Origin of the sequence: Anaeromyxobacter sp. SG17 (genome assembly GCF_022690695.1) — a bacterium.
Lineage (GTDB): Bacteria > Myxococcota > Myxococcia > Myxococcales > Anaeromyxobacteraceae > Anaeromyxobacter > Anaeromyxobacter soli.
In genome coordinates this window covers 129,825-145,181 of sequence record NZ_JALCYX010000003.1, presented here as the reverse complement: position 1 = coordinate 145,181, position 15,357 = coordinate 129,825, and the positions used below count along the sequence as shown (strand labels likewise).

Annotated in this window: 16 protein-coding genes; 10 read left to right on the top strand and 6 right to left on the bottom strand. The window is 69.0% G+C overall.

From position 1 onward, the window contains the following. Positions 1–141: 141 nt before the first annotated feature. A complete protein-coding gene (locus MNY60_RS02575) occupies positions 142–708 on the bottom strand; it encodes a dihydrofolate reductase family protein (protein WP_242352345.1) in 567 nt (188 codons plus the stop codon). 78 nt (positions 709–786) lie between these two features. Beyond that, positions 787–1,692 (bottom strand): LysR family transcriptional regulator, encoded by a 906-nt coding sequence (locus MNY60_RS02570; RefSeq protein ID WP_242352342.1) that lies wholly within the window; start codon positions 1,690–1,692, stop codon positions 787–789. A gap of 212 nt (positions 1,693–1,904) precedes the next feature. Here MNY60_RS02570 and MNY60_RS02565 point away from each other — a divergent pair, with 212 nt between their 5' ends. The 4 genes from MNY60_RS02565 to MNY60_RS24140 all read left to right on the top strand — a co-directional run bounded on the left by MNY60_RS02565 (position 1,905) and on the right by MNY60_RS24140 (position 4,748). Then, entirely contained in the window at positions 1,905–2,792 is an 888-nt protein-coding gene (locus MNY60_RS02565; protein WP_242352340.1) for an aldo/keto reductase, read from the top strand. Positions 2,793–2,825: 33 nt separating this feature from the next. Further along, complete coding sequence (locus MNY60_RS02560; RefSeq protein WP_242352338.1) at positions 2,826–3,587, top strand: SDR family oxidoreductase; 762 nt, start codon at positions 2,826–2,828, stop codon at positions 3,585–3,587. A gap of 179 nt (positions 3,588–3,766) precedes the next feature. Beyond that, a complete protein-coding gene (locus tag MNY60_RS24145) occupies positions 3,767–4,414 on the top strand; it encodes an aldo/keto reductase (protein ID WP_308197110.1) in 648 nt (215 codons plus the stop codon). Then, positions 4,341–4,748: an aldo/keto reductase gene (locus MNY60_RS24140; RefSeq protein WP_308197109.1), complete on the top strand. Its 408-nt coding sequence runs from the start codon at positions 4,341–4,343 to the stop codon at positions 4,746–4,748. The genes MNY60_RS24145 and MNY60_RS24140 overlap by 74 nt, the downstream gene beginning before the upstream one ends. Positions 4,749–4,767: 19 nt before the next feature. Here the strand turns inward: MNY60_RS24140 and MNY60_RS02550 are convergent, their stop codons facing one another. Together MNY60_RS02550 and MNY60_RS02545 are read right to left on the bottom strand one after the other, a co-directional pair. Then, complete coding sequence (locus MNY60_RS02550) at positions 4,768–5,283, bottom strand: SRPBCC domain-containing protein (protein ID WP_242333067.1); 516 nt, start codon at positions 5,281–5,283, stop codon at positions 4,768–4,770. Beyond that, positions 5,280–5,624 carry a helix-turn-helix transcriptional regulator gene (locus tag MNY60_RS02545; protein ID WP_242333065.1) on the bottom strand — a complete coding sequence of 115 codons (345 nt, stop codon included), beginning with the start codon at positions 5,622–5,624 and terminating at the stop codon, positions 5,280–5,282. The genes MNY60_RS02550 and MNY60_RS02545 overlap by 4 nt, the downstream gene beginning before the upstream one ends. A gap of 298 nt (positions 5,625–5,922) precedes the next feature. Between MNY60_RS02545 and MNY60_RS02540 the strand changes: the two genes are divergently transcribed. Together MNY60_RS02540 and MNY60_RS02535 are read left to right on the top strand one after the other, a co-directional pair. After that, entirely contained in the window at positions 5,923–6,951 is a 1,029-nt protein-coding gene (locus MNY60_RS02540; protein ID WP_242333063.1) for a hypothetical protein, read from the top strand. Positions 6,952–7,381: 430 nt separating this feature from the next. Then, on the top strand, positions 7,382–8,356 hold the full coding sequence (locus MNY60_RS02535; RefSeq protein WP_242359987.1) for a hypothetical protein: 975 nt from the start codon (positions 7,382–7,384) through the stop codon (positions 8,354–8,356). An 8-nt stretch (positions 8,357–8,364) separates the two neighbouring features. Here the strand turns inward: MNY60_RS02535 and MNY60_RS02530 are convergent, their stop codons facing one another. Beyond that, positions 8,365–9,651 (bottom strand): SUMF1/EgtB/PvdO family nonheme iron enzyme, encoded by a 1,287-nt coding sequence (locus tag MNY60_RS02530; RefSeq protein WP_242359986.1) that lies wholly within the window; start codon positions 9,649–9,651, stop codon positions 8,365–8,367. A 337-nt stretch (positions 9,652–9,988) separates the two neighbouring features. Between MNY60_RS02530 and MNY60_RS02525 the strand changes: the two genes are divergently transcribed. Genes MNY60_RS02525 through MNY60_RS02515 form a run of 3 tightly spaced genes read left to right on the top strand, consistent with a single transcriptional unit; the run spans position 9,989 to position 13,011 of the window. Then, on the top strand, positions 9,989–10,603 hold the full coding sequence (locus MNY60_RS02525) for a dihydrofolate reductase family protein (RefSeq protein WP_242333057.1): 615 nt from the start codon (positions 9,989–9,991) through the stop codon (positions 10,601–10,603). A 49-nt stretch (positions 10,604–10,652) separates the two neighbouring features. After that, positions 10,653–11,651: a non-homologous end-joining DNA ligase gene (ligD, locus tag MNY60_RS02520; protein ID WP_242359985.1), complete on the top strand. Its 999-nt coding sequence runs from the start codon at positions 10,653–10,655 to the stop codon at positions 11,649–11,651. 49 nt (positions 11,652–11,700) lie between these two features. Further along, positions 11,701–13,011 (top strand): DNA polymerase IV, encoded by a 1,311-nt coding sequence (locus MNY60_RS02515; RefSeq protein ID WP_242359984.1) that lies wholly within the window; start codon positions 11,701–11,703, stop codon positions 13,009–13,011. A gap of 83 nt (positions 13,012–13,094) precedes the next feature. Here the strand turns inward: MNY60_RS02515 and MNY60_RS02510 are convergent, their stop codons facing one another. Next, positions 13,095–14,729 carry a PLP-dependent aminotransferase family protein gene (locus MNY60_RS02510; RefSeq protein ID WP_242359983.1) on the bottom strand — a complete coding sequence of 545 codons (1,635 nt, stop codon included), beginning with the start codon at positions 14,727–14,729 and terminating at the stop codon, positions 13,095–13,097. 142 nt (positions 14,730–14,871) lie between these two features. Between MNY60_RS02510 and MNY60_RS02505 the strand changes: the two genes are divergently transcribed. Further along, on the top strand, positions 14,872–15,273 hold the full coding sequence (locus MNY60_RS02505; protein WP_242359982.1) for a hypothetical protein: 402 nt from the start codon (positions 14,872–14,874) through the stop codon (positions 15,271–15,273). Positions 15,274–15,357: the final 84 nt, after the last annotated feature.

The following is a 15,357-nucleotide window of genomic DNA, read 5'->3' as shown; positions in this document are numbered from 1 at the left end:
GTGGCGTCCTCCTCCCCCAGCCTAGCGCAGGAGCGCCGCGCCGTGGCCCCGGTCGCCGCAAGGCGGCAGGGGATCTTTGTCCTCGGGCCGCGTCGCGGCGGGTGCCTATGACTCAACGCCTGCACCGGAGTCCGGGATCCGCTACTGCGCGTAGTGGAGGTGCACGACGCCGCCCATCCGGCGCTCGCCCACGAGCGTGAGGGTTCGTCGGAGGTCTGGCGGGAGCCAGGGATTCCCGCCTCCGAGAATGATCGGACTGACGAAGGCGTGAAGCTCGTCGACGAGATCGGCGTTCAGCATCGCGGCGGCGAGGTGCGGTCCGCCCACCGTGAGCGTCTGGTCGCGCTTCAGGTGGCGGATCGCGTCGGCGTCGAAGGAGGGCAGGATGCGCGTTCGTTGCGTCGTCGCGGTGGCTAGCGTCGTCGAGATCACGAGCTTGTCGGCCCCGCGCCACACGTTCGCGAAGTCGCGCTCGAGATCGCCCAGGCCGGGCACGAACGACGGTGCATCGGGCGTCAGGTGCGCCGTCTCCCACGCCGCCATGACTTCGTACATCTTGCGGCCGTACACGTACGTGCCGGCGCCTCGCACGAGCTCGAGAATCGTCGAGAACACCTCGGGTGTCGGGACGGTGAAGCCGATGTTTCCGGCGCGGTCGGCGACGTAGCCATCGAGCGAGATGTTCGCGATGTAGATCAGCTTGCCCATGGTGTCCTCCGTTCGAGATACGCAACGAGACGCTTGAAGCGAACACAGCACCGGCGCCGCGCCGGGTGCCCCGCCGCTTCAAGGCGCCTTCGTCGCACACTCCTTGGCGACCTCGATGAAGAGGCGCAAGGGGCCCGAGCGCTGCGCCCGGCTCGGGAAGTAGAGGAAGAACCCGGGCACGGTCGGCGCGTACTCCTCAAGCACGGGCACGAGCCGCCCCGTGCGCAGCTCCTCCTTCACGGCGGGCTCGAAGGCGTACGCGAGCCCCAGCCCCTGCTCCACCAGCGCCAGCGTCAACCGGCGGTCGTTCGTCACGACGCTGCCTCGCACCGGCACCCGCCAGTTCCTCCGGCCACGCTCCAGCTCCCACGCGTACAGCGCGCCGCTCGACGGGACGCGGAACGTGAAGCACTCGTGCCGCAGCAGGTCCTCGGGGCGCCGCGGTGCGTCCTGACGCTCGAGATACGAGGGCGCCCCCACCACCACGAAGCGGAAGGCGTCGGTGAGGCGCACCTGCACCATGTCCCGCTCGATGGCCTCGTGCAGGCGCACGCCGGCGTCATAACCCTCCGCGACGATGTCCACAAAGCGGTTCTCGACGACGACCTCGACCTCGACGCGCGGGTGGCGGGCGCGGAAAGCGGCCAGCACGGGCGTGACCACGTACGGAACCGCGACCTCCGGCACGGTCAGCTTCAGCCGACCCACTGCCTCCCCAGGCTGCGCTGACACCTCTTGCAGCGAGGCGAGCGCCTGGCCGAGGCCCGGTCCCGCGCCCTCCAAGAGCCGCCGTCCCGCATCCGTGAGCGCCACGGTACGCGTGGTTCGGGTGAAGAGCACGACGCGCAGCTGCTCCTCGAGCTGACGCACGGACTGGCTCACGGCCGCCGGTGAGACGCCGAGCTCGCGCGCCGCCGCGCTGAAGCTCTTCCGCCGGGCCGCCACGAGGAAGGTCTGGAGCTGCGGGAGAAGTGTCGTCTTCATCGAGAGGCTCGGAGGTGGGGGAGGGGAGCCCGCCTCCTCGCCCCGTAGAGCGTAGCGCGTCAGCGGGGATCGATCTTCAAGCACAGCTTAAAGGCCCATTGCGGACTCGGCGCCTACTGCGCGGCTCGCGAGGCCGCTAGTTTCCCTTCCGACCGGTGCGGAGGGGTGCCGAACCGGCCAGAGACGGAATCCCACCCGAAGGAAGTTCGACCATGACCGCGAAGAGCCCCTCCATCACCCTCAACAACGGCGTCCAGATGCCGGCGCTCGGGCTCGGCGTGTTCCAGAGCCCGCCGGCCGAGACCGCGCGAGCCGTGGAGACCGCCCTCGCGACCGGGTACCGGCTCATCGACACCGCCGCCGCGTACGCCAACGAGCGCGAGGTCGGCGAGGGCCTCCGTCGCTCCGGGCTTCCCCGCGACCAGGTGTTCATTGAGACGAAGGTCTGGATCAGCGACTACGGCTACGACGCCACGCTGCACGCGTTCGACAAGAGCGCCCGCAAGCTCGGCGTCGACCGGCTCGACCTGCTGCTCCTGCATCAGCCGCTGCCGTCCGTGTTCGACCGCACCCTCGAAGCGTACCGGGCGCTCGAGAAGCTCCTGGCAGACGGCAGGGTGCGCGCGATCGGCGTGAGCAACTTCATGCCCGAGCACCTCGAGCGGCTGTTGAGCACCGCGTCCGTTGTACCGACCGTGAACCAGATCGAGGTGCATCCGTACTTTCAGCAGACGGCGCTCCAGCGTGTACACGCGGAGCACGGCATCGCCACGCAGGCCTGGTCGCCGATCGGCGGCATCACCGCCTACCGAGGCCTCGAGAAGACGTCGTTCGCGGACCCGACGCTGCTCGAGATCGCGCGCCAGCATGGCAAGTCGGCCGCCCAGGTGATGCTGCGGTGGCATCTGCAGCAGGGCCGTTCGGCGATTCCGAAGTCGGTGAAACCCGCCCGCATCGCCGAGAACTTCGCCGTCTTCGACTTCGAGCTCACGCGGGAGCAGCTCGCCGCCATCGACGCGCTCGACACCGGCGTCCGCGGCGGACCGGAGCCCGGCAGCATCACCCTCGAGAGCTACGGCAGGCCGATCCCCGAGGCGTGAGCCCACAGCGACATCAGCGACAGGAGCGTGAACATGAACGGACACATGAACGGCACCAACATCTCGGGCAAGGTCGTCGTCATCACCGGCGCCAGCAGCGGCATGGGCGAGGCGACCGCCCGTCATCTCGCCGAGCGGGGCGCGATCGTCGTGCTCGGCGCTCGTCGCGTGGACCGCCTGAATGCGCTGGTGGGGGAGATCACCAAGGTCGGCGGCAAGGCGCTCGCCCTCGCCACCGACGTCACCGACTCCGCGCAAGTGCAACGCCTCGTCGATGCTGCCGTGGAGCGGTTCGGCCGCATCGACGTCATGCTCAACAACGCCGGGCTCATGCCGCATTCGCCCCTCGAGCGCCGCAAGATCGCCGACTGGGACCGGACCATCGACGTCAACATCAAGGGCGTGCTCTACGGTATCGCCGCCGCGCTGCCCCACATGCAGCGGCAGAAGAGCGGCCACTTCATCAACGTCTCGTCCGTCGCCGGCCACAAGGTCCGTCCGGCGGGAGTGGTCTACTCGGCGACGAAGACCGCGGTGCGCGTGATCTCGGAGGGGCTGCGACAGGAGGTGAAGCCCTGGAACATCCGCTCGACGATCATCTCGCCGGGCGCAGTCGCGACGGAGCTGCCGCAGAGCATCACGGAGCCTGACATCGCGAAGGGCATCGCGCAGTTCTACGAGGAGTACGCGATCCCGGCGTCGTCGTTCGCCCGCGCCGTCGCGTTCGCGATCGAGCAGCCCGAGGACGTCGACATCAACGAGATCCTCTTCCGCCCGACGCGGCAGGAGCTGTGATGACCGCCTCGAATCGCAAGAACGGCCTCGGACGCCGCTCCTTCCTGCTTTCGGCCGGCGCCCTCGCTGCGGCGCCTCTCCTCGGTGGTGCCGCCATACAAGCCCCTGCGAAGCAAGCGGCGCGGAGCAGCGCCCCTGCGCCGAACGCGACGGGACGGCGAAGGCTGGGCTCGCTGGAGGTGTCGAGCGTCGGGCTCGGCGTCCAGAACATGAGCCGCACCTACCAGACGACGATCCCGACCCGACGCGAAATGCTGAACATCATCCGGACCGCGTTCGACCGGGGCGTCACGTTCTTCGATGCGGCCGAGGCGTACGGCCCTCACGAGGTCGAGCGCATCCTCGGCGAGGGCGTCGCGCCGTTCCGAGACAAGGTCGTGATCACCTCCAAGTTCGGCTGGAACATCGACCTCCAGACGGGAGAGCGGCGGCCCGGGCTCAACAGCAAGCCCGAGCACATCAAGCTCGCTGTCGAAGGGATGCTGAAGCGCCTCCGGACCGACCGGATCGACCTCCTGTACCAGCACCGGGTCGATCCCGAGGTGCCGATCGAGGACGTCGCCGGGGCGGTGAAGGACCTGAGGCAGCAGGGCAAGGTCCTGCACTGGGGCCTCTCGGAGATGGGGCTCGAGACGCTACGCCGAGCGCACGCGACGCTGCCGGTCACCGCCGTCCAGAACGAGTACTCGATGCTCTGGCGCGGACCCGAGAAGGAAGTCATTCCCACGTGCGAAGGAGCTTGGAATCGGCTTCGTGCCGTGGAGCCCCCTCGGCGTCGGGTTCCTCACGGGAGCGATCGACGCGAACACGCGTTTCGCTCAGGGTGATATTCGCGGCGTCGAGTCGCGCTTTTCTCCAGAGAACCTCCTGCAGAATCTGGCGCTGGTCGAGCTGCTCGAGCGCTGGGCTGAGCGGAAGCGTGCCACGCCCGCACAGATCGCGCTCGCCTGGGTGATGGCGCAGAAGCCCTGGATCGTGCCGATCCCCGGGACGACGCAGATGCCGCACATGCTCGAGAACATCGGCGCCGCTGACGTGCGGCTCACGTCGAGCGAGCTCGCCGAGCTGAATGGAGCGGTGTCGGCGGTCCAGATCCGCGGCGCACGGCTCCCGGATCAGGTGCTGGTCTTCTCGGGGGTGGAGGCGCCTCTTAAGAAGTGAGTAGGAAGGCCAGGCGCCGTCAGCTGAGCGACGAGCTCCGGCGCGCCGCCAGCGCCGCGGGGACCTTCGTGAGCTGGCTCTCGAAGCCCTGAGCGGACATGCGAGTCCACTGCTCGTCCCGGTGCGGCTCGATCTCGACCACCATGCGAACGCGTGCGCCTTCCGGAACGAGCTCCACCACCATGTCGTTGTCGTACGGCTCGACGCCGGGGATGAAGTCGATCCGATGGCGGAGCTTGAGCCGGCGCTTCGGCTCGAGCTCGACGAAGGTGCCGTGCGTCCCGTGGCGGACCGCCCAGCCTTCCTTCTGCATGTACGCGATCTCCTCGGCGCGGGTCGCGATCATGTCGTAGTCGAGCCTGCCGCCGACGCGTGGCTCGATCCTCGACACCTCGACCCGGAACCCCTCGGGACCCCACCACGACTCGAAGCCGTCCTTCGTGGTCCAGAGGTCCCAGAGGTCGTCTACCGGGCCGTCGTAGGTGCGTTCGAACCGGACCGGCTGAGGGTTCGGTGCTGCGCTCTCGTTCTTCATCTCGCCTTCTCCTTGGAGTGGGTGGCGCGAGCCGCGCGCCGTTTCCGCAGCGCCTCGCCGAAGCGGTCCAGCCGCCTGTCCCAGAGGCTCCGGTAGCCCTCCAGCCAGGCATCCAGCTCCTGAAACGGCTCCGGACGTAGCGAGTAGAGCCGGCGAGGCCCATCCGCACGGACCTGGACGAACCGCGCCTCCAGGAGGATCCGGAGGTGCCGCGACACGCCGGATTGATGGATGTCCAGCTTCCCGACCACGTCGTTGACCTGCTGCTCCCCGACGCTCAGCGCCTCGACGATGCGTCGCCGGGTGGGATCCGCGAGGGCCTGAAACGCGTCGAGGTGCATGTCCGTGCATATGCATGAACACGCATATGGCATGGGCCAAGGCCCCTTCCCCGTGCGGGTGCAGGAACACCATGGAGCGCGCGGCTGGAGCCAAGAACGGCCGCGGAAATGGTCGGCGGTTCGCGCGGCGGTACTGTCGGTCCGGGACTCCCACAACGCGAAGAACCCCTGAGATTTTTCTTGCGTGGTCCCATGATCATGGTACGGCAGGAGAATGACGCTCCAACCGCATCGTTCCTCGTTCTGGACGGCCCTCGCGCTCGCCATTTCCGTCGCCGGGTGCGGCGGGGGCGCTTCCATGGGGCCACCGCCGCGGCGGCCGAGCGTGGAGGTGCGGGGCGCGCCGGTCGCGATCTTCGAGCCCACCACCGGGAAGACGACCGTCGTCCTCGACTTCGTCCTGCGCGACTCCTCGGGGAACTCCATCGACCCTACGACGGCGCAGATTCGGCGGCTCGTCGACGGCCAGGAGGTCGACCTCGAGTCGGTCCCCGACTTCCGCGACACGAAGATGATGGCGAACCTGCGCGTCGGGATGGTGCTCGACGCCAGCTATTCGATGACGCAATGGCAGCCGCCGGCGTTCGAGCCCATGAAGCAGGCGGCGCTCGACACGCAGGCGTCGATCCGCCAGCAGTTCACGACCTGGAACACCGGGACGTTCTCGTCGCTGCTCGACTGGTTCCAGGACGGTTACGTCTGCGAGCCGTCGCCCGCGATGCCGGACGCGGCGGTCCTCGACATCCCCGCGCCGGTTCCGGGGGACGCGACGAAGCTCTTCGCGGCGACGGCGCGGATGGTCGATCGGATGAAGCAGCAGTATGACGCGCTCGTGGCGCCGGGGTCGTCCGATCACTTCGCGATGGTGGTCTTCACCGACGGCTGGGACAATTACAGCTGGTACGACAACTCCACCGCGCCCGCGATCAGCTACCCCGCGGCGGGCGGCTCCTTCTCCTGCGCGGGGACGGCGCCCATGACGCTCGACGGCCTGCTCGAGAAGCTCAGCGCGTTCCCGCAGCTCGAGGTCCACGTCATCGGTCTCGGGAACACCATCAAGGCCTCCGAGCTGTCGGCGATCGCCACGGCGGGGCACGGCCGGTTCGTGTCAAACCCCGACAGCAGCCAGGTGGCGACCCTGTTCCAGCAGATCGCGCGCGAGTTCACGACCATCCGCCGCGACGGAATCACGATGCCGCTCCCGCCCGGCGAGTACCAGTACGAGGAGCTGATCGAGGTGAACGGCGGCGTCGCGCGCGTGAAGTTCCGCTTCCGCGCGGGCGACGTGAACGCCGGGGTCGTGCCGGGGACCGTCTCCATCGGTTGAGGCTGCTCGCACCGAAGGCCTCGGGGTCAGCCCGGGCGCCCGCCCCGATCCGACGCCTCTGCGACGCCGGTCGCCGAAGAGCGATCCTGTCGGCCTGAGATGACCGCCTCGACGTCGCGGCATGCGGAGCAGTAGGCCTGGGTCCGGTCGTCGGCCTGCTTCACCACCCACATCACGCCGAGGCACTGCGGCGAGTGCCGGCCCCTGCGCTCGGCGTGCGGGCGGCGGGCGGAGCGGCGCGGACCCGGCTCCTCTTCGCCCACGGACCCGGGGAGCGCGTCGAGCGCTGAGCGGCAGCGCGCGGCCGGTCCAGAGGAACGCGGCAGGCGGTCACACCGGTGAGACGTACACCGCAGTGGCCTACCCAGGAGCCGTTCTGATGGTCATGCAGCCCGGAGCATGATCGGCTTGCTCGACGAGAGGAGACTCTATGCAGCGAACAGCGATGGCTATTGCCAGTTGCTTGTTGCTGGCTTGCGGGGCGCCGGGCGATGCCGATCCCGTGAGCGGGTCGCATGCGACATCAGCGTTGACCCCGGACGCCGTCGAGCCTGGCACCGGCTCGACGGCATGGGACCGGGATTCCGTGCGCGCGAGCTCGGCGGCGAAGGTCTCCGTGTGCCACCGCGCCGGCGGGCGATGGGTTCCCCTCACGCTTCCCGAGGCCGCCGTCAAGAGCCACGTCGGGAACCACGGAGACTTCGTCTATGACGTCTCCGCAGGACAATGCTGCTCGGATGCAGACTGCGGAGGCCTGTCATGTCGGCTTTCCGTCGGCCTCGATGGCGAGAGCCTCATTGGCATGTGTCCCAGGGCGGGCGTTGGCATGATCGACCCCAAAGCCGCCCTGCTCGCCATGGGCATTTTCGGATCCGCCTCCGGCTTTGCCGTTCCCTTCACCGGCGTCTTGAGCCGAGACGCCTCCGGCCTCTACTCCTTGTCTTTCACGCTCAACGGCATCGGTGCACAGGTTCGGCTGGCGAATTTCGTGCCCAGCAGCGGGACGACAATGGCGGAGAACTTCTCAACGCAAGTCACGGTCACCTTGCCCCCGCGAGACGTCGGCCTCATTACGTTCGACCCAGGTTCTTGGCGGAGTTACCTCAACCTCAACTTTTCCGTGACTCCGCCTACGTTGTTGGGTGTCGGCACCGTCGACCTGATCAACGCCGACGTGGCGGGATTCACCCTTGAGATTACAGCGCCCGACTACCCGGTCGTCTTCGTTGAATCGGCCGGTTCGTATGGCATCTTGGACAACCTGGGACCCTATGTGCACCCGACTTCCTATATCGGGGACGGGTCAGGGCCGGCCGGGTTCTATATTGATCTGCCCGACGGTATGCCGACCATTCACTCGAACGTCCTGGTGTTCAGGGAAGCCGCGTACTCGGTGAGTTTGTAGACACGCCCTCAGCGTAGCGGTCCAACCAGCGGCACGGCGGCCACGCGGAATCCGAGATCGTCGCTGCTCATGTCCGGCTGGAACTCCTCCCGGTACGCGAGGTTGAGCCGCACGTTGGCCGCGCTGTACCAGGAGCCGCCACGCGTCACGCGCATGCCGGGCAGCGCCCGGTCGTTGCGATCGTCCTCGCGGTAGGGTTGCTCGACGTTGTAGTGACGATAGAGCGACGCCGTCCACTCCGCCGCGTTGCCGGACATGTGGTAGAGGCCGTAGCGATTGGCGCGGTACCGCTCGAGGCTCTCACCCGCGCCGACGACGGTAGGATCGGCATCCGGGTTCTTCCTCCAGTTGTAGAGCGCCGCCTGCGGTTCGCTCAGCGCCATGCCGAGGCCGTAGTCGAAGCCGTCCGGACCGCGCGCTGCCTTCTCCCATTCCCCCTCCGTCGGCAGCCGGTACCAGAACCGGCCACCTCCGAAGCGCCGGGTCAGCCAGCGGCAGTAGGCGTCCGCCTCGTACCAGGTGACGAGCACGACGGGGAGCGGGTCGCGACCGAAGCGCGGGAACCGGGGGTCGCTCGGTGTGAGCCGGGCCGTCGTCTGCGAAGCGGCCCGCGCGCGCCAGGCCCACCCGGCGTCGGTCCAGTTGGCCCGATCGTCGTAACCGCCAGGGTCCGCGAGGAAGCGCCGGAACTCGCCGTTCGTCGTCTCGAACGTCGCGATGAAGAAGCCCGCCACCCACGGGTGGTGCGCCAGGCGCGGAGTGCTCCGATCCCCGATCTCGAATGGTCCGCTCGGCACGTAGACGAAGCCCGGACCGTCGTCGGTCGGCGGCGTCGGATAGGGCGGCATCGGTCTCACCACGAGGTCGAGCGAACCGTCGCCGTTGGGGCCCGGTCGCTCGGGATCGAACGTGACGGGATAGAGCAGGCGTCCCTGCGGACCGTTCGCCTCGAGGAAGTACCGCGCCGGCGGAAGCCAGGCGGAGGTGAACGACTCGACAGCGACGGGAACCGCTTCTCCCTGGTTCTGCCCCGCGCGGTACAGAGCGAGGCGGGCCGCGCCCGGGTTCGAGACGCGCAACTCGACCTCACCCCGAGCCCGGCGATCCGCGCGGTCCTGGGCGCGGCGCTCGATCCGCGCGAACACTGCGAGACTGATCGCGAGCGGCAGGGCGACGACGATCAGGAGCGCCGCCGTCGCGAGGGCGAGCGAAGGGTGACGCATGAGAGCTCCAGCACAGGACCACGCGCGGACGAGGTTGCCAAGATCACGCTGCGCACCAGCGCCCGTCGCCAAACCGTCAGCTCGCTGTCGGCCGCGCCGACGGCACGTATGAACGCCTGCTCGCAGGGTTCGCCCGTCGCCGAGCGGTACGAGCTGAGGTTACCGGTCAGCCCGTCGAGCGCGAACACCTCGCCTCCGCGTCTCGCCGCTGGGGCACGCGCACGGGTGTCCTCGACGCTGGCGTCGATCTCGGCGCCGTCTCGCTTGGGTCGCGACCGATGGAGTTTCCCGGCCGCCGGGTCGAATGCGTGTGTTCCGCTTCCAACGGCTCGGCGGCAGACCATCTCTTCTGTGCCGAATCTGTCGACTCGGGCCGGCGTGAGTCATAGCCCTGGTGGAGGACTTGAGTATGCCCAAGATCGTCGTGAATGCATTTCTGACCCTGGACGGCGTCATGCAGGCTCCCGGCGGCCCCGACGAGGACCGCGACGGTGGGTTCGCGCACGGAGGCTGGCAGGCCCCCTACGTCGAGGACGTCATGGGACGGCTGGTCACCGAGGGGATCACGGACGCCGACGGTTTCCTGCTCGGGCGAAAGACCTACGACATCTTCGCCAACTACTGGCCCAAGGTCACCGACCCCAACGACCCCATCGCGACCGCGCTCAACTCGCGGCCGAAGTACGTGGTCTCGCGCAGCCTCGATCGCGTCACCTGGAACAATTCCAGCCTGATCAAGGGCGACGTGGTCGCCGAGCTCCGGAAGCTCCGGCAGCAGCCCGGCCGGACCGTGCACACCTGGGGCAGCACCGAGCTGCTCCAGACGCTGCTGAAGAACGACCTGATCGACGAGTACCGGCTGTTCATCTTCCCGGTGGTGCTCGGCTCCGGCAAGCGGCTCTTCGGTAGCGGCACGGTGCCGGTGGCGCTCAAGCAGGTGGAGTCGGTCACGAGCAGCAAGGGCGCGACGTACCACCGGTTCGAGCGCGGCGGGAAACCGGAGTACGGGCGGATGGGCGCTTAATCGCTACGACGGCCCGCCCAAATGGGCGCCAACGGCAAGTTTAGCGAGCGTGATCACTCACCCCGAGAAGGTGCTCTTTCCCGACTCCGCCATCACCAAGGGTGAGCTGTGCGCGTACTACGACGCGGTGGCGCCGTTGATGATCCCGCACATTCGCGGGCGTCCCATCACGATGGAGCGATTCCCCGCCGGCATCGAGAAGAAGGGCTTCATCCAGAAGGATGTGTCGAAGGGGTTCCCGAGCTGGCTCGAGCGCGTCGAGGTCGAGAAGCGCGACGGCAAGGCGGGCGAGTCCGTGCACTACCCGCTGGTCGGCGACGCGCGATCGCTGGTCTGGCTCGCCAACCAGAACTCGGTCACGCCCCACGTCTGGATCTCGCGAGTACCGAAGCTCCATCAGCCGGACCTGTGCGTGTTCGATCTCGATCCCTCCGCGGAGGATCCGCAGTCGCTGCGCACGGCCGCGCTGGCGGTGCGCGAGCTACTCGACGAGCTCGGGCTGCCGTCGTACGTGAAGACCTCGGGCTCGAAGGGATTCCATATCCTGATCCCGCTCGACGGCGAGGCCGACGCGGAGAGCGTCTGGCGGTTTGCGCACGACGCTGGCGCGGTGCTGGTCAAGCGCCACCCGCACATCCTGACCCAGGAGTTCATCAAGGCCGACCGTGGCGACCGCATCTTCGTCGACACCGGGCGCAACCTGCCGGGCGCGACGTTCGCCGCGGTCTACGCGGTTCGTGCCAGGCCGGGCGCGCCGATCTCGGCGCCGTGCACGTGGGCCGAGCTCGAGGAAGGCACCGCCGGCCCGCGCACGTTCACGCTGCGCACGATGGCGGCGCGCATCGGTGAAGTGGGCGAGCTCTGGTCCGACTTGGACGATCGGCGGTGCTCGCTGCGCGACGCGACGGCGAGGCTGCAAACGATGTTGACCGACGCGGAACGGAGCGAGGCGCTGGCCGCGTCGACGCGGCGGCCGGTGTCGCGCAAGGCACCGCGCAAGCAGGCCCTGAAGCCGACCAGGAGCACCCCCTCGAAGACCAGGCGGTGACTTGTACTTGTACCTGAACGGATGATCAGGTAACGTCCGGCACATGGGGATGGCATCGGAGCTCGCGCGCGCGCAGCCGCTCACGGCGCCGCGCATCTGCTGCCTGGATCTCGATACGTTCTTCGTGTCCGTCGAGCGGCTGCTCGATCCGACGCTTGAAGGCAAACCGGTGGTCGTCGGGGGAAAGCCGGGAAGCCGCGGCGTGGTCACCGCCGCCAGTTACGAGGTGCGCCGCCTCGGCGTGAAGTCGGGCATGTCGCTCGTCGAGGCCGGCAAGCGCGCGCCGAACGCGATCTACCTGCCCACACGCCACGAGATCTACGGCACCTACGCCGAGCGCGTGCGCGAGCTCGCGCGTCGCTTCGCGCCCACGGTGCGGGTCGCCAGCATCGACGAGATGTATCTCGACTTCTCCGGCTGCGAGCGTCTCTATGCCTCCGGCGACCCCGCCTGCGGGAACGGCGGCGAAGACCGCGCTGGCGACGCCGTCATCGAGGGCGCGGTGCTGCAGTTGACGACGGCCGTCTTCGACGAGATCGGCCTGCCGTCCAGCGCCGGGGTCGCGACGAGCAAGGTCGTGGCCAAGGTGGCGTCGGCGCTGGCCAAGCCACGCGGTGTGATGCTGGTGCCTGCGGGCGTCGAGCGCGCCGTGCTCGCGCCGCTGCCGGTGCGATCGTTCCCCGGTATCGGTCCCGTCGCCGAGGCCAAGCTGCACGCCGCCGGCTACCAGACGCTGGGCGCGGTCGCCGAGGCGCCGGTGGCGGATCTGCAGAAGATCTTCGGCGCTTGGGCGGCGTCGATCTCGCGCGGCGTGCAGGGCCTGGGCTCGGGCGACCTCGGCCGCGAGCGCCCGGCGTTCTCCGAGCACGATCCCGAGGGCGAGACCGTCGGCAGCATCTCCAACGAGCGGACCTTCCGCGAGGACGTGAGCGACCCGGCGTCGATCGAGGCGGTCCTGTGCGGGCTGTGCGAGCGGGTCTGCTGGCGCGCGCGCAAGCGCCACGTCAAGGCGCGAACGGTGACCCTCAAGCTGCGTTACGCCGACTTCCACACGCTCACGCGTTCGCACACCACGATGGCAACCAACTCGGAGCTCGAGCTCTATCCCATCGTCAAGGAGATGTTCGCGGCGGCGCGTACGCGGTCGCTGGCGATCCGCCTGCTCGGCCTCCAGCTCTCGAACCTCGGCACGTTCGAGCAGCTCCCGCTCTTCGATCGCAACGATCGCGTCGGCGCGGTCGTCGACAGCATCCGGGAGCGCTTCGGCTTCTCGACGGTCTCGCTGGCGACCGCGCGCGGCAGCCCGACGAGGCGCGCGCCTTCCGGGCCGCGAGCATGCGTACGGACGCGCGGGGGTTGAGCCCGCGTGCGCGCATCGTCCACTCCTCAGATCCACCGCGACCTGCTGGAGTCCACGACGGGCGCAGCGTGGGGCTGGGCCAGTCACCTCCCCGTTCCGCCGGTCGCCGTGGGCGGGGTGTCAGCGTCAGCCTGCGCCATCCGACAGGCGATCCGCCCGATCTTCTGCACGGCCACCTGAAGTTCGTCGGACCACCGGTGGCCGTAGCTCAACCGGACGAAATTGCGGAACGCGTCGCGCAGGCCGAAGAGGTGCCCCGGCACGAGGCTGACCCCTTCCTCGACCGCCGCGGAGTACAGCGCGAGCGCGTCGACCGACTTTGGCAACTCCACCCACAGCCCGTAGCCTCCGGTGGGCTTGGAGACGCGGGTGCCGACCGGAAACGATCTCGCGACGGCGTGACGCATCCGGGTCGCCGACTCGGAGAGCGCCGTCCGCAGCCGCCGGAGGTGGCGATCGTACGCGCCGGAGTCGAGGAAGCGCGCGATGGCGCGCTGCGGTCCGGAACTGGTGGTGACGTTGAGGGCAAACTTCCGCAGCAGCACGTCCTCGTGATAGCGCCCCGCGAGCACGTAGCCGACCCGCCATCCGGGCGCCACGGTCTTCGAGAACGAGCCGCAGAGCAGCACCTCCCCCTGGCGGTCGAAGGCCTTCGCTGCGGGCGGCCGTCTGGCGAACCCGACGTCGCCGTAGACGTCGTCCTCGACGAGCGGCACGCCGCGCTCCGCCAGCATTGCCACGAGCCGTCGCTTGGCCGACTCCGGCATGCAGCTGCCGAGCGGGTTGCTGTAGCTCGGGACCGCCAGCACGGCGGCGACGCGGCGGCGCCGCAGGATGCGCCCGAGCGCATCGAGGTCCAGCCCCGTGTCCGGACGGCACGGCACCTCGATCGCCTTGAGGTCCAGCGCCTCGAGGGCCTGGAAGGTCGTGTAGTGCGCCGGCGACTCGATGGCTACGGCGTCGCCGGGTCGGGCGACGGCCGACAGCGCCAGGTGGATCGCCTCCGACGCTCCGGCGGTGATGATGACCTCTTCTGGCCGCGCCGCGAATCCCCAGGTGAGCGCACGCCGGGCGACGGTGCGGCGGAGCTGCGGACACCCCGCGGCCGGCTCGTAGCGCAGCGCCGCGCCGGCCGTGCCGCGGAACACCGCCGAAGCCGCACGCGCGAGCTGCTCCGCCGGGAGAAGCGAGGGCGAGGGGCTGGAGATCCCGAGAGGCACGAGCCGCTCGTCGCCGATGACGGTGAGCACCCGCGCGATGAGCGCGGGGTGGGTCACGGCGCAGGCGCCCTGGTCCGGGCGAGTGGGCTGGGGCGCCGGCAACGCCCGGTGTGGGCGCACGAAGGTGCCGAGCCTCGGGCGAGCCTCGACGAGCCCGAGCGACTCCAGCCGCGCGAGCGCCTGAATCACCGTGGCGGTGGAGACGCCATCCTGGGCGCGCAACGCGCGGATGGACGGAAGCCTGTCGCCGGCGCGCAGCGCGCCCGCCTCGATCGCCAGCGCGTACCGACGTGCGAGTCGCTCGTACAGGGGTACGCGGCGCGTGCTGAGACCCATACGTTCAGTATACCGCTTCGGGCAAGCGAGATCGCCTGTTCCGGTCGGGCGGACGCGTTCCTGAACCTGTTCCCGGCGGGCGATAGGCGCGATGGTCTTCGGCGAGAGGCTCTCGTGGACAGAGGGCTTGGGGATGGGGCTGACGCTCCTTGGTATCTTCATCGCGAAGTGGGCGCACTGAGCCTGGCTGCTGCGGTCGGGGACGTTGCCTCACCGTCCGAGAGGAGCAACGCGTGACGCCGAGACGTGGGTGACAACGGCCGCGCACTCCGTGAGGAACGGGTCCTCGTAGAACAGGCACCTCGTGCTGATGGGGATCGAACGGCTCCGCCCGGGCATCTCCGATGTGATCTGCGGCTGCCACATCGCGGAGGAATCTGCACGGCTCGACTTTGCCGCGCGCCAGCGTTTCTCGCCTGAGGAGATGCAGGCCATCTCGGACTTCACCTCGCGCGCGGTGGAGAAGAGCCTTCCGGTCGAGGTCTTCCCGCACCCTGATGAACCGGAGGCGTGGTACTGGCGGTGCGACGGCGTGACCATTCCCTGCGGGGGCACGCACGCGGTCTCCACTGCCTCCCTCGGTCCACTGAGGGTCAAGCGAAAGAGCATGGGGCGAAGCGTGGAGCGCATCTACGTCGAGACGCTCCATCCCGAGCTCTCGCTGGAGCGGTATCACCGGGTGAGGGAACACGAGCGCGGAAGGTGAAGCTGCGAGCTGCTCGGCGCGGTCCAGAGGCCCGGCAACTCGGGGCCGAGGACCGCGCGTCAAAATGAGTTGACCGGCGCGTGC

Coding starts and splice junctions, on each gene's coding strand:
- MNY60_RS02575 (WP_242352345.1), bottom strand. CDS start 708: ATGGGCAAGCTGATCTACATCGCGAACATCTCGCTCGATGGCTACGTC.
- MNY60_RS02570 (WP_242352342.1), bottom strand. CDS start 1,692: ATGAAGACGACACTTCTCCCGCAGCTCCAGACCTTCCTCGTGGCGGCC.
- MNY60_RS02565 (WP_242352340.1), top strand. CDS start 1,905: ATGACCGCGAAGAGCCCCTCCATCACCCTCAACAACGGCGTCCAGATG.
- MNY60_RS02560 (WP_242352338.1), top strand. CDS start 2,826: ATGAACGGACACATGAACGGCACCAACATCTCGGGCAAGGTCGTCGTC.
- MNY60_RS02550 (WP_242333067.1), bottom strand. CDS start 5,283: ATGAAGAACGAGAGCGCAGCACCGAACCCTCAGCCGGTCCGGTTCGAA.
- MNY60_RS02545 (WP_242333065.1), bottom strand. CDS start 5,624: ATGCACCTCGACGCGTTTCAGGCCCTCGCGGATCCCACCCGGCGACGC.
- MNY60_RS02540 (WP_242333063.1), top strand. CDS start 5,923: ATGGGGCCACCGCCGCGGCGGCCGAGCGTGGAGGTGCGGGGCGCGCCG.
- MNY60_RS02535 (WP_242359987.1), top strand. CDS start 7,382: ATGCAGCGAACAGCGATGGCTATTGCCAGTTGCTTGTTGCTGGCTTGC.
- MNY60_RS02525 (WP_242333057.1), top strand. CDS start 9,989: ATGCCCAAGATCGTCGTGAATGCATTTCTGACCCTGGACGGCGTCATG.
- MNY60_RS02515 (WP_242359984.1), top strand. CDS start 11,701: ATGGCATCGGAGCTCGCGCGCGCGCAGCCGCTCACGGCGCCGCGCATC.
- MNY60_RS02510 (WP_242359983.1), bottom strand. CDS start 14,729: ATGAAGATACCAAGGAGCGTCAGCCCCATCCCCAAGCCCTCTGTCCAC.